Raw genomic sequence first — 20,203 nt, 5'->3', positions numbered from 1 at the left:
TCAACCTACTACAATCAAAATTAATTTGTTCAATTATCAATTGATTAATAATAAGTCATTCATTAAGGTGCTGTCTATTGATTTAAATAAAAAAAAGAGAATATACGTTGCTAAACTAAACGTCATATCCTCTTTATAAGTGTAATACATTGTAATCTGCCCTTTACTGAATCCTTATCTACATATAACTATCTAAATAGACTTAATAATGATCCCATTTGCCTAAGCATATTAACTCCACTCGTAATAGTGTCCGCATGGCCTTTCATTGCGCTGAAATTTTCTGCTAAGTTTCCAAACCGAGAATTTCGAGGTTGTTGATTATTGAACGAATTAGGTTGTGGACGCATACTTTGAATCATAGGATTATAATTTTGTCTATATCTTCGTGGAACTGGCCTCCTTCTAGGATTCGGCGAATAATATGGCATCAATTCACCTCCTATACAAAAACGTTTATATATTATACGTTAGGATATTTTTTTCGTTTAGACTTTTGAAGTTGTTTATAAAAATTAATAGTATAAATAACTGCTACTTAAACATATTGAAATAACTAAATTGCTACGTTGTAGTTTGCTTTTTATCATATAGTCCGTCCTATGTCCTTCTAGGAACCATACTATTTTTATTTTCATATTATACAAATAAGAACAATAAAGAAGGTGTTTGATATACAAAAATCCAAATATTTAGACTTTTTATCCAAATTTGGTGTTGGGGGTGCCCACCCTGGTGGTATGGCACTGACGAAGGAACTTTTAAGAGCTGAAAACATAAGCAATACTTCTCAAATATTAGATGTAGGCTGTGGTACAGGCCAAACTGCTGCCTATTTAGCCTCCACATATAAAGCTTTTGTTACTGGCATAGATTTCAATTCAATCATGGTAGCTAAAGCTCAAAACAGAATGAAGAAATATCACCTACCAGTCAACATTATAGAAGCTTCAATCGAACAAATTCCTTTACGCGATAAGCAATTTGATTTGATTATTTCTGAATCTGTACTTTCCTTTGTCAACAAGTCTAAAGCGCTCGATGAAATTTATCGATTATTGAAATACGGCGGTCGGTTCATTGCAATAGAATTTACTATGAATCAAATGTTAGATAAAAAGAGTATGGATGAAATTGAACAATTTTACGGTTTCGACACATTATTATTAAAAAAAGATTGGGTTGCTCTTTTTAACGATGCTGGATTTCAAACAATTCGTATACGTAAAAATCAACAATCGCTTTCTTCCTCTCCTGAGTTTCAGCACTCACAAAATATCGAACGTGAACTTTATGATGTGATGAATCAACACATTGAAATGAATTTAAAATATGATGGCATATTAGATTATCGTATTTACAGTTGTACGAAATAGCTAAAAGCGTATGATTTGCCTTGTGCGAAAATCATACGCTTTTTTAAGTCTTTTTGAATTATTCGAGTTAGTGTAACCTTTATTTAATCATTGCGATAAAATGTTTTAAAATTCTAGCAGTTAAACCCCAAATGGTATATTGTTCATAATCATAAAACCATTCTTCCATAGCTCGCGTTCTCCAGTTGTACTGTGCTCCATTGAAAATTTTGTCAAAAGGAAAGTCTAAGGAAGGTACTGGTTCAATAGATACTAAATGCATATAAGGTTCATGTTGCAATAACCAATTAACTGGTACTGTAAATACTTCTTCGACTTCATCTTTGTTATAGGAATGAATGATTTCATTGAAATCTACAATGGCCACAAATGGATATGTAACAAATGAGGAAGATGAAATATAGGGACTTAATTGTCCTATAACTTGAACCGTTTTCGGATCAATGCCTAACTCTTCGTATGTTTCTCGTAACGCGGCTGCTAATGGTGATGCATCGGAGGCGTCAATTCGACCACCTGGAAAACTAATATCGCCAGGTTGTTTTCTCATTGTCAATGAACGCACTTCAAAAAGAATATGCCATTCACCATTCACTTGAACTAATGGGATTAATACCGCTGAACGAAACGCTGTGTCCTCTCCTATAAATAATGGCTGATTTTGCTGTAAATGATGCTTCAATTTATCTAGAAACATGAGATTGTGCTCACCTCAATAGTTTATATTCTACTTTATCGTAACATGAATAGATAGTTGGATAAAGGCTATCATATTCAAACTTTTATTTAAGATAGTTACAATAAAAATGCAGAGGGGCATGCAATCCCCCATCTGCGTTTAAGGCTGTAATAAAATTTTCCCAATACTTTTACGACTTTCCAGTAAAACATGTGCCTGTGCACCGTCTTGAAGGGCAAAAATGGTCGGCTTAGCAATTTTTATATGGCCCTCTGTAATCCATTCAAATAGTTGTTGTGACCGTATTTTTCTTTCCTCAAAGGAAGTTAAAACATTCCAAAGGTCTCCCCCAGTTAATGTTTTCGATGTATCCATTAGCAGACGAGGATCTACCGCCACAGGATCTCCTCCCGACATACCAAAAAATACGACGGTTCCGCCGATTTTAGTTGCCTCTAAACTATCTAGCAGTGTAGAGCCTACCGATTCGTATACAACATGAGCTCCTTGACCATTAGTATTTTCCTTCACTTTTTGTACCCACGGTTCTTCATATAAAAAGACCTGGTCTGCACCGATGGCATATGCTACTTTTGCTTTTTCTTTTGAAGATGTAAGACCGATTACATTAGCACCTTTTAACTTAGCCATTTGTATTAAGTTTTGACCAACGCCACCTGCCGCTGCATGAATTAGGACTGTATCTCCTTGTTGAATGGCATAGCTATCTGTCACTAAATATTGCGCAGTTAAGCCTTGTAATAAAACCGCAGCCGCCGTTTCAAAAGAAATTTCATTTGGTAATAAAATTACTTTATCTAGTGGTACTGCCACGAACTCTGCATTCGCAAATGGAACATCTGCAAATGCTATACGATCACCTACTTGGATATTGTGAATATTTGCGCCTACCTTTTCAACAACACCCGCACCTTCATATCCTAAAATAAATGGAGGCTGACCTGCTAAATGGTAATTGCCTTTACGTCGATAAATATCAGCAAAATTTAATCCAATCGCCTTCGTTCGTACGAGAACTTCGTTAGTTGTAATGATTGGATCCGCTATTTCCTTATATTGTAATACTTCTGGACCGCCAAATGTTTCAAAAACTAATGCTTTCATTATTTAACCCCTTATTCAATGTATGTAGCACCATATTACGCTAAAGAAAAAGGTCAATACAACTCTTTATGCTTGACATAAACCATAAAAAAGCCAGTAGCGAATTGATTCACTACTGACTTCTTCACTTTTTACTTCGCTGTTAAAGTAACATTATCGGCAGTTGCCCAATTGTTAATTGGTAGTACTTTATAAGTACCGCCTGCCTTCAATGTTTCCTCCTTTACATCAAATATCCCAACAGCTCCTTTACGAGATGAATATCGATATTGAGCTTGTAATGTCGAGCCATCTTCAGCCTGTAATTCTATACTGCGACCTGCAAATAATTCCATGCCTGGATCTTTATCAAGTGTCACTTGGAATGATGTGGCATCTATCGATTCTAGCGACTGAATTGTTAAAGGTGCTATTTCAGTCGCCGTGAACCTAGGATTTTTAAGTACTGCCCAGTCAGCTGTTACCGTATATTCCATTCCCGACTTTAATGCTTTTCCTTCTGGTAAGCGGAATTTTGGTGCTTGTCTTCCATCTGCCGCTTGTGTAAACAGTACATAATTTGCCTGTATTTTCTCCCCATTCCCTGCTGTCAGTGTAACGACACGATCACGCAATGAGGAAATAACCTGATATTGCTTGCCTTTTTCGTCCTGATTTTCCTCATTCACTTGGAATGAAAGATCACCTCTAGCCTCTTTATATGCCTCTATAATATTTGAGTAATCTGTTACACCTTCATCTTTAAATGATTCAATTTCAAACGTATCACTTGTAACTTGTTTCGCTTGGCTAATATTTATTAATTCATCGCTGGCATCAAACGCAGTCGTTTCTCCACTTTTGTATCTTAGTGTGTAGTTAGTTCCTGCCTTCTGAATAGTGACTGGTACTATATACGTACTTTTAGCCCCTATTTTTAATCGAGGCACATTGACGATACTTAAATCATGATTGAATGAGAAGTCTTTTTTTATTGTCTCTAAATTTTCTACTTTCACATCTTCTTCTGATAATGGTTCAGCAAAAGTTACTTGTAATGTCATAATGTTTAATGGCTTTATTTCTGTAATTTGTTCCGTTTGTTTCACATCTTTTTTCGCCTCTTGTTGTGTTTGCCCTTCCTTTTGTTCCGTTTGTTTATTGAAAAAATTACACCCTGATATCGTGAATGTTACTGTTAACAAAATAGGCGCGATTATGCTTAGTCTTTTAGTCATTGTCATAACTCCCCTTCAAGTAATTTTTCTCGCACTTAGACCTTTTCGAAATGTACAATCGTTTACCTTCTTCAATTTCCATTCTTGCCCACCCTACACGATTGTTATACGTAAAGATGTTTCTTGTTACTTTCCAACGATTTCATTTAATTTAAATGGATAAAATGGTTAAAAACAAAAAAATAGTATGCTTGGTCTTAATCCAAGCATACTATCGATCATGTAAATTTTAGTTCAAATCACTTACTGTGGGCTTATTTTTCCTTTTCATTTTCATCGCTAGCTCAAGCAATGCGACGACAATTAAAGATATGCCAAATAGCGGCATAATGATACCTAAAATAATTATAACAATGATTAAAGGAATTGATATTTTCTGAGATAATTGAGGTGGTGCTGATAGTAAGCCTTTTTTCTTGCGCAGCAACCATGTTCGGAATCCCCAGAAAATCACACCTAAAAATGCTATACAAACAACTAAGTTTAATAACTTATTTGGCCAACCAAATAAGTGTCCTTCATGCAACGGAATACCCCAAGTAAACCATTTAGCTAAAATACCATAATCATCATAGCTAACCTTAGAAATAAATTCGCCACTGTATTGGTCAAAGTAGCTAGTCATTTCCTCATAAGGACTAACATCAAGTCCTGTTACACCTGTGTTACTTGATTTTGCTACTGTAAATACACCATCATCACTTGTCGGATAAATAATGGAATATGGCTTTGTAACCCCATTTGCCTCTATTTGTTGTTGTAAACTAGCGACATTCATTTGATTTGGATTTCGACTTACATTTACTGCTCCCATCCCATGATGCGCATGTTTAGAAGAAGATGGTGCCTCTTCTTTACGTGTTGCCCACGGAATTTCACTCATATCTGAAGTAGGCGGTTGTTGTTGTAATAATGGCGTTCCAATTGACGGATTTGCTTGTGATGCTGAATAAATAAAATTCCCCATAAATGCCGACCAAGGTAAGCCTGTAAAAATAAGAACAATCATCGGAATTGTTATAATCGTTCCAATCAGTGCATGCCATCTTCTATTGTTTTGTCGTTTATTCGCCTGTTTCGCTTTCTTTAACACTTTTCCTTTAAAAGTCATATACAGACCAGATAGTAGTAAAAAGATTGCCCAACAGGCAGCCAATTCTACTAAGTAATTGACTACAGTTCCACCTAAAAATAAAGAGCTGTGCAAGCTTCTTAACACATTCGAAAATGTATATGTCGGATCTTGATAACCAACGATTTGATTATTTTCATCTAAAAATAAATATCTTTGATCACCCTTGGCATTTGTCATCGTTAAACGTGTATTGTAAGGTTCTTCTAATTCAATAATTTTAGTCGTCGTATAGCTTGAAAATGCCGCTTCTGCCTGTTGAACACCTTCATCAATTGTTAATGCTTCTGTTTTTTTACTACTACCAAAAAAATAATCGTCATATAATTGATTTTCTACATCGGTATAAAACAAATAGCCAATGCCACTAAGTGTGAGTGTGATTAGAAGTGGTGTAATAAATAATGCAGCATAAAAATGCATTCGCCAAAAACCTGAATAAGTTGCATTTTTCATCTCTTGTTCCCCAATCTATTATAATAAAAGCAAATTTATTATATAAAATAAAAGTGAAATAAGAATGAAGTCCTAGAGAAAAAGGAAAAAAAGTCTAAGCATGGTTACTTTAAATATTAAAAGGCTACTTAACATCCTGTAAATCAGGTTGTGTTAAGTAGCCATCCGTATTTTATCCGATTAATTCTTTTCTTACATTGCAATAAGCTGCATAAATGTCTGAATGGTGCGCTTCATCTTGCCCAAAAAAATACTCAACAAGCTCTACTAATGTTTTTCTAGCTCCATCAAACTGTTTTTGCATAATTTCATATTTAAAAAGATTTTCATAATGCTCGATCACTTGTGGATTCATGTGATACACTCCTTCATTTTTAGCATAAAAAAACATCTTTCCTTCTTGAGAAAGATGCCTACTATGACAAATACACGACATAATACGTCGATTGCCATGACAGAAAAAGCTTGCTATTACACATAGAAGCTACCCTTTTGACGATCGTCGTACTATGAGCATGCAGAAGAAATTCTCTAGTCACACTCAACACCCCCTATCCTCGTAGGTTTTTTGGTTGTACTAGATAAAGGCAGGTCTCCTGGCTTATGTTCATCACACGTTTCCCCTTCCCATTACATTCACGTAACAGTGGGTTTGTTGAAATGTGCTCCCATTTACAGTTGCGGGACAGCGTCGGTTTTTCACCGATCTTCCCTTTTAAACAAATCGAAATGAAGATTTGTACCTCTATCTTATTATTCCGTTTTTATTATTATACCATAAAAATTTGTACACATTGACACGTTCCTAATAGATTACTAATATTTAATGTAACGGTTTTTATTTTCCAATAAATCCATTTTAATAAAAATATTCACATTTCTTTTTTCACATAAAAAAGAGTGTGATGCCGCCTATCTTTACATACTCATTGCTTCATTTAATTGTATCTAATTCGCTTAGATACCTTGAATATCATGTACATACTTTTCACGTTTTTTAATGATGTGATAACGAAAGCTTTACATTGACCGAATCGAATTGTAACAAAGTCTATGTTTTTTGCAACAAAACGAAAAATTATCGTAAGTGCTAAGAAGTGTTGCTACGATAAAAACAGGAAGGAGAACACATGAAATTCAACTACATATGGAAAAACAAACAATCCATTTCTGAAATTGACATCATAAGTCATCCATCGAATAAGGAATTGCTTTTGACATTTGAACAGCATTTTTCACAACCTATTACATTAAGCGCAACAGATTTCAAAACAAATCGCAACGTTATGATTGAACTCAATGATATTGAAGCAATTGAAGCATCTGGTCATTTTACGAAAGTCTTTTTAATAGATGGTACAGAGTTATTACTAAACAAGATTTTAAAAGAATTAACTTACTTGGAATCATTTGGATTGGTTAGAATCAACAATTCGATGATATTGAATTTAAATCAAATACGCTCTTTTGCTTCAGGAAGTCATGCAAGATTGGAAGTGATGACAAAACAACAAAATAAGTATATTGTCAGCAGACATTATGCAAAATCGATTAAGGAGAAATTAATATGATACAAGATTTAAAAAACAGCTTTTTGTCTACTGCATTTTTGGGGTTAATTTTGATTGTCTTTTTAATGACTATATTTAATTTGCACGAAGAAGTGATCCACTTTCATTATCTATGGAATTTAATCGGGATTAGCGTGCTAATGGGGATTGTTTTTGGTATCGCATATCCTTACTTGTGGAATTACTCTACATTAAAAGTAACCTCAAAAATAACGATTAGCACTTTATTAAACTTTTTTTGTAGTGTAGGAAGTGTATATCTTTTTTCTTTAGACGTATTTGGATTCATCAAACCCTATTTGTTGCTATTTTTTGCAATAACGTTAGTTGGTCATATTATTGGATTTTATTTTTTCTCAAAATATGAAAACAAAAAAATAGCGGCTAGTTTGAATAGCTCGCTAGAACATTAAGGAGACGGAAAATGAACCATGACACTAGTTTACAAGTACTATTAAACGATATAGCTCAAAAACAAAAGAAGGGGCTCCCTTTTATAATGGCCTCCATATTTATATGGGGAATCATTACAACAATTACATTACTACCTTTCGATTTAATGATCAAAAACATTGGTATCTTATCTTGTGGGGCCTTGCTATTTCCTGTTTCAATTGTTTGTGCCAAAATAGTAAAAGTTGATTTATTTTATAAAGAAAACCCTTTGATTAATGGTCTATTAATTGCAACAAACAATCAAATTTTATATTTAATTATTTGTATCCTTCTATTACTGAAAGCACCGATGTTAGTATTACCTGTTTATGCAATTATTTACGGTGCCCATTTATTACCATATTCATTCTTTTATCAATCAAAAAATTATCGATATAGTTCAATTTTTATTTGTTTCGCTATTTTAATAAGTATACTTTTCTTCCATTTAAACATAATTTTTGTCCCACTAATCGTAGAAATCGGTGTGCTATTCTTATTTTTCATGTTGCAAAAAGAAATAAAAACTAGTCTAAAAAAATCAGACTAGTTTTTTATCTACCTAGTAATGCTAAAAGCATGGCACCGATCTCTACCAAATGCTTTCTTAGTTACTAATTATATTAATAATCTTCTGATGAGCATCTTTGGCTTCAGGGATTGGCATTACAACAAACACATGAATCATTTTAGGATAAACATAGGTAGTGATTGCAATTCCTTGTTCTGTTAATTTTTCGTCAAGTTTCATTGCATCTGGATATAAAGCTTCGTGTGTTCCAATAAAATGAGTAATCTTCCCAAGTCCTTTAAAGTCACCGTAAATCGGACTAAATAATGGGTCGGTTAAACTTTTATCAGCTGCCCATATTTTTGTAATTACTTGCATTCCCTCACGAGCTAAGAGGGGGTCCTTTTCATCATATTCAGGTATAAGAGGATTACTCAAACTCATATCAACACATGCAGACAATAAAATAATATCTTTCGGCTGAGGCAAATTCTCATTCTTTAAAAGTTGCGCCAAACCAAGTGCAATATTTCCGCCAGCCGAATCTCCCATGATAGTCAATTGGTGAGTACTTTCAATAGTTCCAATAATATCTTTATAAAGGCTGAGGATTTTCGGATAGGTATCCTTATAGTTATAATGAGGTACTTTAGGATAAATAGGAGCAATTATTTTTGCATTTAACGATTGTGCCATATTATCCATAAATAGCCAGTGTAAATCTAAAGGCTGACTCGTCCAAGCACCACCATGTAAATAGTAAATAACTTTTTGATTCGAGGACTTTTGATCATTTAATGTAAAGACTTGCATACCCTCGAATGACAGCTCCTGAACATCACTTGAAAATTTAACATCTTCTCCAATAACATAGGGTTTTGTATTTTCAGTACCCCTTTGCTGTAGGAAGCTTTCAGTGTTTTCGATAGTAGAAAAACTCTTTTTATTGCCTTGGGAAGTTATCCATTTTTCAAATTGAATACTTTCTACAGAACGTTCTCCATTATAAGTTTCTACGCTCATATTGTATTTCACTCCTTTAAACATTTTATTGTTCATTTACATATCACGACTTGTTTGATAATCCATCACTATTAGAAGGCTTGATTGAATAGAAGGCTTGAAGAGGTATTCAATTAAAAATACGTTGGTTGAAGTGTCATAATCCATTTAGTTTATGCAATTGTATCATACATTTTTACTAATTATTGGACTTTATTACAATTATAGAATGGAAAGTAAGATACTCAAAAATGAATATTATACTAAGGAATGTTAAGACATACATGAAAAAGCTACGAATGTTGTATCAACATTTCGTAGCTCTCATGTAAACATTATTTATATATGCTTATAGGTCATTTTTTAAAAGTCAGTCACAGTATACTTTCGTAATAATAGATACACTGCTCACTCAATTTCATTCATATGCCTTATCTGTTTGTTCTTGCTTCTTTTTCAAATACTCCGCACGTATTTTTTCAATTTGCTGCTTTTTATCAAATTTGGCAGGCTTGTTTTTTTCATGATACTTTGTCACAGCCACCTTACCTTTAGTATCCAATTGATATTTCCCCAATTTGTTCACCTACTTTTCTTATCCTTAAAGAGAATTAATTCACCAAATATACTATACCTTATTTTACTGAGGTAAACCTTATTATGTACTGATAATCTTGCATATATCGGTAAAAACATTAAAAACTTTCGATTTCAAAAACTTTTAACATCTTTACTTGCATCTACTTTACCTGTTCTATCACTAATAAAAAATGTCTTTTCGCTCCTGTAACCATCTTTGCATTCCTAGTCGTAGCAATTATTAAAAGACTATCCTTATGAATCTTAGAGTACCATCACCAACTTTAGATAAAAAAATCCCCTGAGCATTTTTGCCTTTCAGGGGATATATTTTAATAAAAACGCTTATAACGAAAAGGAACGTTTTTTCTTATACTATATAATTAAAAAGTTGATTGCTGTACTTGTTGACGTAACGTTTTGGCAGCAGTAACCATATGTGCTAGTGCTGCCACTGTTTCAGGTTCTTTTCTTGTTTTTAGACCACAATCTGGATTGACCCAAAATTGATTTTTGGATAATACTTGTAGGCTATCCTGCATGATACTTAACATTTCTTGTTCACTCGGCACACGAGGGCTATGAATATCATAAACACCCAATCCTATCCCTTTTTCATATGGATTGATTTGCAGGGATGCAATAAGCTCTCCATGACTGCGTGACGTCTCGATAGATATAACGTCAGCATCCAGTGCACTAATTGGCTCGATAAAATCATTGAACTCACAGTAACACATATGTGTATGAATTTGTGTTTCATCCTTTACACTAGCCGTAGCGAGCTTAAATGCATTCACTGTCCAATCCAAATATGCGTCCCAATGCTCTTTACGTAAAGGCAAGCCTTCTCGCAATGCAGGTTCATCGACTTGAATAATAGAAATGCCAGCCGCCTCTAGTGCCTCAACCTCTTTCCTTAGTGCAAGCGCAATTTGATAGGTCACTTCTTTCCGTGCAATATCGTCACGTACAAATGACCAGTTTAAAATGGTAACTGGGCCTGTTAACATCCCTTTCACATAGCGATTTGTTAAACTTTGTGCATAGGCCGTTTCTTTCACTGTCATCGGCGCTTCCCATGCAACATCACCGTAAATAATCGGTGGTTTTACACAACGAGAGCCGTACGAAACGACCCAAGCTTTTTCTGTAAAAGCGAAGCCTGTTAGTTTTTCACCAAAGTATTCCACCATATCTGTACGCTCAAATTCACCATGCACAAGTACATCAATATCTAAATCTTCTTGTATGGCAACCCACCTTTTCGTTTCTTGTGCGACAAAGTCAGCATATGCTTCATCTGAGATCTGTTTTTTACGCCATGCATTACGCGTACGCTTCACTTCTTCAGATTGAGGGAAACTTCCAATCGTAGTCGTAGGGAATAGTGGTAGTTGCAGTGACTGTTGTTGAATAAGCTGACGAGTATTAAAATCATTTTGACGTTCAAAATCCTCTGACGAGACCGTTTGCATTTCTTGTTGAACTGCCTGATTATTTCGTACTGGATGTTTTTTTAATGCATCAATTGCTTTCATGCTTTCAGAGATTGTGTGATTTGATGAGTGGTTTTTTTCTTTTAAATATTTAGCCACCTCTGATATTTCAGCCAATTTTTCATCAGCAAATGCAAGTGCATTTTTCAAGACAGGGTCTAGCTTTGTTTCAAGGGCGGTCGAAATCGGCACATGCTGTAAGCTACATGACGATTGAATCCATAGCTCTTGTACACTAGTCAACTGTTCGATTGCCTTAATCGTTGTACTTACCTCTGCTAAATTTGCTCGCCAAATATCTCGTCCGTTAACAATACCTATCCCCAATACTTTATCCTTTGGAAAACCAAATTGGCGTAGTGCCTCCATATTTTTCGTATAGCCATGAACAAAATCTAAGCCAAATCCTTGTACAGGGAGTTCAATTAGTGTGTTATAAGCTGATAACGATTCAAAATACGTTTGTAGCATAATATTGGCCTCTGGAACAGCGGCTGCTAATTGTGTATATATTTCTTGCACTAGTTTGACCTCAGCCTCTTCTAAAGTGGAGACTAATGCAGGTTCCTCTAATTGAACCCAGTCAGCACCAGCTGTAACGAGTTCTTGGATTACCTGCGCATAGAGTGGTAGTAATGCTAAAATAAAGGCAACTTGTGATACTTTATCGTAGCCTTTAGTTAGCTTGCAAAATGTATAAGGTCCGATTAGCGTTGGCTTTGCAGTAATGCCAAATGCATCTTTAACCTCAAGGAAATCTGTAAGTATTGTATTCTCTGTTAATTGTAGTGTTTGTCCTTCATATTCAGGTACAATGTAATGATAATTTGTGTTAAACCATTTCGTCATTTCACTAGCAACAGCTTCTTTATTTCCGCGCGCTACCGCGTAATACGTTTGTAAATCAACCTTTCCACCTTGCCAGCCAAAGCGCTTTGGCACTAAACCAAACATCGTCGCTGTATCAAGCATTCTGTCATAGCGTGTAAAATCCCCTACAGTGACAATATCTATTCCGCTCCGAAGCTGCCTATCAATACGTGCAAGACGGATTTTTTTAATTTTTTGTAAGAAATCTTCTTCTGTAAGTTCATTTCTCCAAAACGCCTCTAATGCCTTTTTCCATTCACGGTCTTCTCCTATATATGGATAGCCTACTACAGTTGTGGTATACGTCATGTTACATCTCTCCTCAAATTAAAATAAAAAAAACCATCTTCCTTTTCGGAAAATGGTAGTTATTGTAAATTTAATTAGCTATGACGAAGCGATACGATAATGTATTAATTGTCGTATATATTCGTTAGTCGCACAGTGCCAATTCGGTCACATCTCACCACCTATTTCCACGTAGGTTATTTGGTGTGTACTAGACATTGGCAGGTCTCCTGGCTTCTCATCAACACGCCTCACAGCCTTCCCAGTTCCCCAGTGGCATTTGTGATTTGCTCCGATTTACAGTTGCGGGACAGCGTCGGATTTACACCGACTTCCCTTTTAAGCCAAACTTTCATTTGGCACCAACTCTTACACAATATTCAATTATGCTCTTACTATAGCATACATTTTTCTGAAAAGTATAACTTTTATACAGTTATGCGCATATTTTCAGTAGATTGTTACATGAGGAGTAATTTTAACTTATACTAATTGATGACAATATAATAAAAATATACTAAAAAAAGGTATTTTAAGTAATTTGTAGAATTATATAGTTATTACAAGAAATAGCGAGGAGGAATACTATGATTGTCGGTTTACATCATGTACAACTTACAATTCCTAAAGGCTCTGAGGAGCAAGGAAAAGCATTTTATTGCAATGTACTGGGGTTAAAAGAAATAGAGAAACCAGCATCTCTTAAAGGGCGTGGTGGTTTTTGGCTACAAGTAGGTAATCAAGAAGTACATGTCGGCACAGAAGATGGCTTTGATCGACTCACAACGAAAGCACATATTGCTTATCATGTAGAAGATGTTGCACATTGGAAAAAGATATTAACAGAACATCAAATAGAAATACTTGATTCTGTTCCAATTCCGCATTTCGAGCGCTTTGAATTTAGAGATCCTTTTGGTAATCGAGTAGAAATTATTCAGCCGATTTAAAATGAAAAAGCAGCCATCTTGCTAATGGCTGCTTTACTATTTATAGTTTAAAGTGCTGAACTTCTTTGTTTAACTTCTCTGCCATCGATGCTAAATGATCTGTATTTTTTGAGATTTCATCCATCGTCGCGACTGTTTGATCGATTGTTGCGGTCGTTTGCTCTACCCCTGCGGCAGATTGCTCAGATATTGCTGCTATTTCATCGATAGAACGGTTAATTTGTTCCGTTGTTGTGGAAATACCTTGTAAGTTTTCTGTGATGCCTTGAATATTACTAAACATACTATTAACGGCTGAAGCAATTTGTTCAAAGGTTGTATTTGTAGTCGTAATTTGCTCTGTGCCCCTTTTTACTTCTTCATAGCCCGTTTGAAGTGATGCTGTAACCCCAACTGTTTCATTTTGAATACGTCCCACTATAGATGAAATATCCGTCACAGAATAGGATACTTGTTCAGCAAGCTTGCGCACTTCATCGGCCACAACCGCAAAACCTTTGCCTTGCTCCCCTGCCCTTGCTGCTTCGATTGCAGCATTCAATGCTAATAAGTTGGTTTGGTTGGCAATATCATCAATAACAGAAACTAATTTAGAAATTTCTTGTGATTGCCTATTTAAGCCTTCAACATTTGCAACAGCCTCTTGGACGATTTTATCAATAGCAAACATTTGCTGTGTTGAAGTATTCATTAAATGTTGTCCACTTGCTGTAAGCTGCAAAACTTCACTCGAATAGCCTTGTAAATCTTTACCTTGTATATTAGCCTGCTGAACATTTATTTTAAATGTCTCCATCATTTGAGCTAAGTCTCCAGCATTATGTGCTTGTGATTCAGAACCACCCGCTAGTTCAAGCATTGTGAGGGCAATCTGTTCTGCACCTGTTTTTACTTCTAAAGAAGATTGTGCAAGTTGTTCACTGTTGGCAGCAACGTTCCCAGAAACTACATTTATCGAACCAATGATTTCATGGAGCTTACGATTTAATGCATTTGTCGATTGCACGAGTAAGCCGATTTCATCTTTCATTCTTTCAGGCAATGGAGGCTGACTAATATCACCATCTGCCATTTGCGAAATTTTTTGTATGACTGCTTTTATCGGATTGGCAATCATATGCGCCGATATGTAAGCGGTTACAATTGCGACGATAGTAGTGATTATACCTATCATTAAACCTATATTCATCGTTTGCTTCGATTGAGCAATCATCTCCTGCCCAAGCTTATTAATAGAAGCTTCTCTTGCACCTGCAAGCTCCTCGTACCCCTCTCTTATTTCTGTTGCAAGACGATCAACAGAATTAAGGTTTTGAATAGCCGCTTCTACATTTCCTTTGTCATATTCAGCAAATACATCCGTTTGTACAAAACTTCGCCATTCTCTTGCTTTTTCAACCGTCTTCGATAAGCTTTTATCTGTCGACAATTCATTTAGTATTGTATTGTTTTCTTCTGCGATTTTAATATAATCATCGAATTCTTGTTTATATTTTTGATCTCCCGTAAGTACGTAGCTTTTCGCAGCAGTTGTTCGAACACTAATCGTTGATGATAGTTTTTCACTTGCTGTTAACAGCTGTAACTCTTTATTGACAATTTCCTCTCCAGCACTAATGACACGTTTATTGGCGAAAAAGCTATAGGTGTTAAAACAAGCGATGAAAAATACTACAATAAAAAATGCACTAATAATTTTAGCTCTAATTGTTTTGAACCTAAGTTTTTGTAACATACTATTTTCCCCTTTCGTTCGTGAAATTATTTAAATTCCTACTATTAATCAACATTTCCCGTCAACTTTTGCGGGCAATGTATTCATCTATTTCTACCTAAATATAACATATATTACCTATCACACCTATGACTCTAACTATGTATTTCACACTTTTTAATAAGCAAAAAAATCCCCATAATACGTGCTTTTATAAGTATTCTTCGACTAATAAAGTTATTTTTATATCATTCCTTACCCTTATTTTGATTTCTCTATTTGCACATTGCCTACAAGCTTTTCAATAATATCGAGGTACATTATTTTTATTACTATATTTTTTGATAAAATGGGTTGGCATGCATTGTTAGCCGTATGTTTCACAGGTTTTATTTATCAAACTGAAACATTTGTAATGAAACTGTAAATTCAAGCGATAAAGCCTTTAATATCAAGGTTTACAGATATGTCAATGCTCACTGTGGTAACATTTACCTCACAGAAGCCCTACTTTTTCATGCTACGATTATTGCAACAGCAAGCAAACAGATATGATTTTACTGCTCGCTTACAGGAGGTAAAAAGTATGAAAAAAAATTTTTTAAAAACTACACTAGCATTGTCGATTGGATTTAGCTCATTTGGAATCGCTCAAGCATCCTTTGAACCAATCCAAGTGGAAGCTGCAACGACAAATGCTCAACATAATGACCAAGCTGTTGCAGCGAAGGCAGATCAACTTATTCAAACAGGGAAAAGTTTAATTGGTAAGGCCACATACAGCAATTCAGTGTACAAGTCTACATATCCTTACAAGTTTTCTTGTGCTTCATTCATCATGTATATTTTTGAAAAAAATGGAGTTGATATTGGGACGTATAATGAAAACTATATGATTCAGCAAGGGACATATGTTCCTAAAAGCCAATTACAAAAAGGCGATTTAGTATTTTTCAAAAGTAAAAAAACAGGTACAGATCCCGACCATGTAGGCATGTACATTGGAAATAACAAAATTATTCATATGGCTGATTCGAAACAAAATATCGTCATTTCAGATATGGGTAGCAAACCTTATTATACTGACAACTATGTATCTGCACGCAGAGTATTACCAACATTACTATCGGCTAACCCTGCAACAAAAGGTGATAAAATTGTTGAAAATGCCTTAACTTATAAAAATAAAGTAACGATAAGCTCAATAAATAAAGAACAAAGCTTACGTTTTACAGCACCTGGTTTCGTAGAATACGTTTATCGTAAGAGCGGTGTAAAACTTAGCACAACAAACTTAAAAGATCAAATGGCTAAAGGAACTACGGTCTCTCGTGCCAATTTAAAAAAGGGCGACTTAGTGTTCTTTAATAGTGTGAAAGGGTCAAAAAACCCATCCCTTGTAGGTATTTACGCTGGAGATCAACGTATCATCATTCCAACTTCAAGTGGTGTTACTACTAGAGTACTCTTTGTGGATTACTATAAAGAGCATTATATAACAGCAAAACGTGTATTTTAAGTAATCAATGGCTCTGTGATAACACGATGTCTACAATTGCAAGAAAATAAAACATAGCATACAAGCATGGTATAATCATGCTTTGTATGCTATGTTTTTGATATATAAAGCGGCAACTTTCATTTTGCAAAGTGTCATTCTCTATGCATAGAAAGCCTTGCTTCACTTAAAGGTAATTGATGATAAGTGGTCGTTAGGACTGAAGTCTATATTTGCTTTAATTGGTTAGCAAATTCAATCATTGATCGACTAGACATCGGGCCCTTTATTAATACAATTGTATCTTTATCAAGTTTTGGTTTAAGTATTTCTAATACACCTGTAACATCTTTGAATATATGAACCTCTGCCGTTGTTCCATCTTTTTTTGCTTGTGCTGCTATATCTTCTGCTCTTTTTCCAATTGTCATAAGCATTTCAATATTTCTCTGTGCCACCATCGAACCAATCTCACGATGATACTTTTCTTCGAAAAGACCCAATCGCTTTATATCACCTAATATAAGGATTATTTTTTTATCTTTTCCTATCGTATCTAAAACCTTCAAAGCAGCTTCAACTGATGTTGGGTTATTTGTCCATGTATCGTCTATAATGGTACTTTCACCGATACCAGTTGAAAATTCTAGGTGCCTTGCCATCGGTTTAAATGTTTTTAAACGCGAGATTGCAGTTTCGATAGACAATCCCATTTCCTTTATAGCTGCGATAGCTGCTAGTGCATTATACACTTGATGTTCTCCGTAACCAGGTACAAAAATAGTATATTTTTCATTTAATAGTTGAAGAGTAAATTTCATCCCATTGTTCGTAAATTCAATGTTAGATGCTTTGTAATCTGCTTGTTTCTGGACGCCAATAGTAATAATTTTCCCTTTAAACGTATGCAATGGTACTTTTTTTGTATTTTCATCATCACCATTGATGATTAATGTGCCATCCTCAGACAATCCCTCTAAAATTTCCGATTTTGCTTTTATATAGCCCTCAAGGTTTTTACATCCATCTAAATGATGGACACCGATATTAGTAATAATACCAATTGTCGGTTTGTAGATCATACATTGATGTTTAATGTTACCTGTATTCCCCAGACCAAGCTCAAATACCGCTGCTTTTGTTGTTTTATCGATGCCCGTTAAATAGGGTAAAGATTGGCGCGGCTCGTTTTTACTACTAATAGATGCCTGCACATTCCAATCTTTACTTGCAATATGTTTAATCATTTCTTTTGTTGTTGTTTTCCCACATGTTCCAGTTAATGCGACCACTGGTATATCAAAAAGTCCTCTATAATATTCGATAAACTTCCAATATGCCTGCAAAGTACTTTTTACTTGAATAACAGTCGTATTCGCTAGTGCGTTTTTTAGTTCACTTAAAGGTTTATCTGAAATGACGAGGGATGGCCCCTTATGATCTATTTCCTTCCAATTAATGGACTCACTTTTATTGATAAACATTAGTGTATTTTTTTGCGTTAAATCGTGGCGGTTATAATAAATAGCATGTTTGACAAACCATTGTTCAGAACCGCTGACTAATACCCCTTGTAGTAACTTTCTAATCACAGTTACACTTATATTTTGCACGTTACCTCCGTCCCCCCTCTCATTAGAGTATGAAAAATGATAGCTAGACGCTTGGGTAAAGGAGCGGTTCCTTCCCTATTTCTAGCAATGATTATTATTTGTTGATATGTTTTATCTTTTATTTAGAGCGCTCCTTTCTAGTAGATTACTATACAATATTATTAACTAACTTCATGTGACACAGTGTTTATCCTGTTGTCCTTGCATCTCTTTTTACCGTGCATCTCCTCTAAATGGTTTTTTTATTTTTAAATCGGCTGCCAAATTGGAAATTTGCTGACTATACATATCCCCTTTTATCAGAACAATTGTATTTTCATCTACAATTTCATGTAATAGCTTATAAACGAGTGTACTATTTTTAAAAGTATAAACAGGTTTGTTAAATCCTAGCTTTACTGCATGATCAGCCATAATTCGCGCATGCTCTCCTATTGTAATAAGGACATCTACACCAATGCGATTGATTAACTCTCCTGCTTGCTCATGGATGATATATCCCCAAGACCCTAAATCGGTGATTGTTCCAATAACGGCAATCTTTTTCATGCCCTCACCTATCGAATTCAAGACCTTTAATGCTGCTTCTAGGGAAGTAGTTGTTAAACTCCAAGTATCATCTATCAACAATGATTTATTAATTCCTTCGAAAAGTTGTAGCTGCTTTTTCATTTTCTTAAATGTAGCCAACTGTTTGATTGCTACAGGAATAGGGACATTCAATTCGTTGATGGCAGCAATTGCGGCTAATGCATTATATACTTGATGCTCTCCAAACCCAGGGACAAACACTTCATATTTTTTCATATTGTAGTGCATTGTAAACTGCATGCCATTTTCAACGTATCGAATATGACTTGCTTTAAAATCACATGATGGATGCTGCCCAATTTTAATAATATCTCCTTTGAATTTCGACAAATCTATTTTTTTTATATTGGCATCTTCCGCATTGAGAATTAATGAACCGTTTGGGTCCACAATCTCAGCCATTTCACCTTTGGCCTGTATATAACCTTCTAAAGTTTTACAATAATTTAAATGGTGGGCTCCGATATTCGTAATAATACCGATAGTTGGCTTGAAATATTTTCCTGCAGTCCTTACATCCCCTGGTGATCCAACAGCTGTTTCAAAAACGGCAACTTCTGTTTCATCGTCAATGCTAAGTAAATATTGCAAAGAAGCTGTTCTAGAATTACTACTTAAAGTAGTGGCAGCAACTTCTTTTTCAGCTGAAAGAATATGTTTAATCATCTCCTTCGTTGTTGTTTTTCCTGAAGTTCCAGTAATTGCAATAACAGGGATATCAAATTGACTACGATAATAATGTACAAACTTCCAGTAGGCCTCAACTGCATTCTCTACTTGAATGATGATTACGTATGGAGGAATTTCATGCTGATTATATAGCCGATCTGTTACAAGCACTAATGGGGAAAGAGGCTCAAGATTTTTCCAGTTGATAATGCGTTTAGATGTAAAAAGTGCAGTGTACGGTTTTTTTACTTGTTTTAGTCGATATGCGCCATACTGGATTAGCACCTCATCCGACCCATGCAACAATTTACCTGCAATAATCGCTGTTAAATTCTTCACCGATAGAGGCTTCATATCAATTCACACTCCTTTCATTTCTATTATATGAATCGCCATAAAAGTTGCTTGGATGTAAACAGGATACATAA

17 protein-coding genes and 2 riboswitches are annotated in these 20,203 nt (G+C 35.0%); of the genes, 6 read left to right on the top strand and 11 right to left on the bottom strand.

Annotation, left to right across the window (positions count from 1 at the left end; translation table 11 throughout):
- Positions 1-665: 665 nt before the first annotated feature.
- The gene (locus FH508_RS10195) at positions 666-1,376 is read left to right on the top strand and encodes a class I SAM-dependent methyltransferase (protein ID WP_228134475.1); all 711 of its coding nucleotides are present in this window, start codon (positions 666-668) and stop codon (positions 1,374-1,376) included.
- A gap of 79 nt (positions 1,377-1,455) precedes the next feature.
- On the opposite strand, the gene FH508_RS10190 is transcribed toward FH508_RS10195, so the two are convergent.
- From FH508_RS10190 to FH508_RS10170, 5 genes are all read right to left on the bottom strand, one after another.
- Positions 1,456-2,073: an NUDIX hydrolase gene (locus tag FH508_RS10190; RefSeq protein ID WP_172771221.1), complete on the bottom strand. Its 618-nt coding sequence runs from the start codon at positions 2,071-2,073 to the stop codon at positions 1,456-1,458.
- A 141-nt stretch (positions 2,074-2,214) separates the two neighbouring features.
- Positions 2,215-3,180 carry a quinone oxidoreductase family protein gene (locus FH508_RS10185; protein ID WP_172771220.1) on the bottom strand — a complete coding sequence of 322 codons (966 nt, stop codon included), beginning with the start codon at positions 3,178-3,180 and terminating at the stop codon, positions 2,215-2,217.
- Between the two features lie 131 nt (positions 3,181-3,311).
- Entirely contained in the window at positions 3,312-4,397 is a 1,086-nt protein-coding gene (locus FH508_RS10180; protein WP_172771219.1) for a hypothetical protein, read from the bottom strand.
- Positions 4,398-4,626: 229 nt separating this feature from the next.
- Positions 4,627-5,985, bottom strand: a complete 1,359-nt coding sequence (locus FH508_RS10175; RefSeq protein WP_172771218.1) for a PepSY-associated TM helix domain-containing protein — start codon at positions 5,983-5,985, stop codon at positions 4,627-4,629.
- Between the two features lie 172 nt (positions 5,986-6,157).
- Complete coding sequence (locus FH508_RS10170; protein ID WP_172771217.1) at positions 6,158-6,340, bottom strand: hypothetical protein; 183 nt, start codon at positions 6,338-6,340, stop codon at positions 6,158-6,160.
- 213 nt (positions 6,341-6,553) lie between these two features.
- A riboswitch (cobalamin riboswitch) is annotated at positions 6,554-6,747 on the bottom strand.
- A gap of 368 nt (positions 6,748-7,115) precedes the next feature.
- Between FH508_RS10170 and FH508_RS10165 the strand changes: the two genes are divergently transcribed.
- Genes FH508_RS10165 through FH508_RS10155 form a run of 3 tightly spaced genes read left to right on the top strand, consistent with a single transcriptional unit; the run spans position 7,116 to position 8,541 of the window.
- Positions 7,116-7,556, top strand: coding sequence for a LytTR family DNA-binding domain-containing protein (locus FH508_RS10165; RefSeq protein WP_172771216.1), 441 nt, complete (start codon positions 7,116-7,118; stop codon positions 7,554-7,556).
- A complete protein-coding gene (locus tag FH508_RS10160; protein WP_172771215.1) occupies positions 7,553-7,969 on the top strand; it encodes a hypothetical protein in 417 nt (138 codons plus the stop codon). Before FH508_RS10165 ends, FH508_RS10160 begins: the two co-directional genes overlap by 4 nt.
- 11 nt (positions 7,970-7,980) lie before the next feature.
- Positions 7,981-8,541, top strand: a complete 561-nt coding sequence (locus FH508_RS10155; protein WP_172771214.1) for a DUF7010 family protein — start codon at positions 7,981-7,983, stop codon at positions 8,539-8,541.
- 57 nt (positions 8,542-8,598) lie between these two features.
- On the opposite strand, the gene FH508_RS10150 is transcribed toward FH508_RS10155, so the two are convergent.
- From FH508_RS10150 to metE, 3 genes are all read right to left on the bottom strand, one after another.
- Entirely contained in the window at positions 8,599-9,525 is a 927-nt protein-coding gene (locus FH508_RS10150; protein ID WP_172771922.1) for an alpha/beta hydrolase fold domain-containing protein, read from the bottom strand.
- A 397-nt stretch (positions 9,526-9,922) separates the two neighbouring features.
- Positions 9,923-10,081 carry a hypothetical protein gene (locus FH508_RS10145; protein WP_172771213.1) on the bottom strand — a complete coding sequence of 53 codons (159 nt, stop codon included), beginning with the start codon at positions 10,079-10,081 and terminating at the stop codon, positions 9,923-9,925.
- A gap of 385 nt (positions 10,082-10,466) precedes the next feature.
- A complete protein-coding gene (metE, locus tag FH508_RS10140) occupies positions 10,467-12,761 on the bottom strand; it encodes a 5-methyltetrahydropteroyltriglutamate--homocysteine S-methyltransferase (protein WP_172771212.1) in 2,295 nt (764 codons plus the stop codon).
- Positions 12,762-12,942: 181 nt separating this feature from the next.
- A riboswitch (cobalamin riboswitch) is annotated at positions 12,943-13,122 on the bottom strand.
- Between the two features lie 205 nt (positions 13,123-13,327).
- On the opposite strand from metE, the gene FH508_RS10135 reads away from it, so the two are divergent.
- On the top strand, positions 13,328-13,690 hold the full coding sequence (locus FH508_RS10135; protein WP_172771211.1) for a VOC family protein: 363 nt from the start codon (positions 13,328-13,330) through the stop codon (positions 13,688-13,690).
- Between the two features lie 40 nt (positions 13,691-13,730).
- Here FH508_RS10135 and FH508_RS10130 read toward each other — a convergent pair whose 3' ends face one another.
- Positions 13,731-15,425: a methyl-accepting chemotaxis protein gene (locus FH508_RS10130; protein ID WP_172771210.1), complete on the bottom strand. Its 1,695-nt coding sequence runs from the start codon at positions 15,423-15,425 to the stop codon at positions 13,731-13,733.
- Positions 15,426-15,990: 565 nt separating this feature from the next.
- Between FH508_RS10130 and FH508_RS10125 the strand changes: the two genes are divergently transcribed.
- The gene (locus FH508_RS10125; RefSeq protein WP_172771209.1) at positions 15,991-16,923 is read left to right on the top strand and encodes a C40 family peptidase; all 933 of its coding nucleotides are present in this window, start codon (positions 15,991-15,993) and stop codon (positions 16,921-16,923) included.
- Between the two features lie 206 nt (positions 16,924-17,129).
- Here FH508_RS10125 and murF read toward each other — a convergent pair whose 3' ends face one another.
- Positions 17,130-18,515: a UDP-N-acetylmuramoyl-tripeptide--D-alanyl-D-alanine ligase gene (gene murF / locus FH508_RS10120; protein WP_172771208.1), complete on the bottom strand. Its 1,386-nt coding sequence runs from the start codon at positions 18,513-18,515 to the stop codon at positions 17,130-17,132.
- A gap of 213 nt (positions 18,516-18,728) precedes the next feature.
- Positions 18,729-20,129 carry a Mur ligase family protein gene (locus tag FH508_RS10115; RefSeq protein ID WP_172771207.1) on the bottom strand — a complete coding sequence of 467 codons (1,401 nt, stop codon included), beginning with the start codon at positions 20,127-20,129 and terminating at the stop codon, positions 18,729-18,731.
- Between the last annotated feature and the right edge of the window lie 74 nt (positions 20,130-20,203).

The sequence above is a fragment of the Lysinibacillus sp. CD3-6 genome, from assembly GCF_006351725.2.
Lineage (GTDB): Bacteria > Bacillota > Bacilli > Bacillales_A > Planococcaceae > Lysinibacillus.
This window is presented reverse-complemented; position numbering and strand designations above follow the sequence as displayed.

Excerpts from the sequence above, each read along its gene's own strand:
- FH508_RS10165 (WP_172771216.1), top strand. The coding sequence starts at position 7,116 with ATGAAATTCAACTACATATGGAAAAACAAACAATCCATTTCTGAAATT.
- FH508_RS10175 (WP_172771218.1), bottom strand. The coding sequence starts at position 5,985 with ATGAAAAATGCAACTTATTCAGGTTTTTGGCGAATGCATTTTTATGCT.
- FH508_RS10185 (WP_172771220.1), bottom strand. The coding sequence starts at position 3,180 with ATGAAAGCATTAGTTTTTGAAACATTTGGCGGTCCAGAAGTATTACAA.
- FH508_RS10115 (WP_172771207.1), bottom strand. The coding sequence starts at position 20,129 with ATGAAGCCTCTATCGGTGAAGAATTTAACAGCGATTATTGCAGGTAAA.
- FH508_RS10170 (WP_172771217.1), bottom strand. The coding sequence starts at position 6,340 with ATGAATCCACAAGTGATCGAGCATTATGAAAATCTTTTTAAATATGAA.
- metE (WP_172771212.1), bottom strand. The coding sequence starts at position 12,761 with ATGACGTATACCACAACTGTAGTAGGCTATCCATATATAGGAGAAGAC.
- FH508_RS10135 (WP_172771211.1), top strand. The coding sequence starts at position 13,328 with ATGATTGTCGGTTTACATCATGTACAACTTACAATTCCTAAAGGCTCT.
- FH508_RS10150 (WP_172771922.1), bottom strand. The coding sequence starts at position 9,525 with ATGAGCGTAGAAACTTATAATGGAGAACGTTCTGTAGAAAGTATTCAA.
- FH508_RS10180 (WP_172771219.1), bottom strand. The coding sequence starts at position 4,397 with ATGACTAAAAGACTAAGCATAATCGCGCCTATTTTGTTAACAGTAACA.
- FH508_RS10190 (WP_172771221.1), bottom strand. The coding sequence starts at position 2,073 with ATGTTTCTAGATAAATTGAAGCATCATTTACAGCAAAATCAGCCATTA.
- FH508_RS10130 (WP_172771210.1), bottom strand. The coding sequence starts at position 15,425 with ATGTTACAAAAACTTAGGTTCAAAACAATTAGAGCTAAAATTATTAGT.
- FH508_RS10155 (WP_172771214.1), top strand. The coding sequence starts at position 7,981 with ATGAACCATGACACTAGTTTACAAGTACTATTAAACGATATAGCTCAA.
- FH508_RS10160 (WP_172771215.1), top strand. The coding sequence starts at position 7,553 with ATGATACAAGATTTAAAAAACAGCTTTTTGTCTACTGCATTTTTGGGG.
- FH508_RS10125 (WP_172771209.1), top strand. The coding sequence starts at position 15,991 with ATGAAAAAAAATTTTTTAAAAACTACACTAGCATTGTCGATTGGATTT.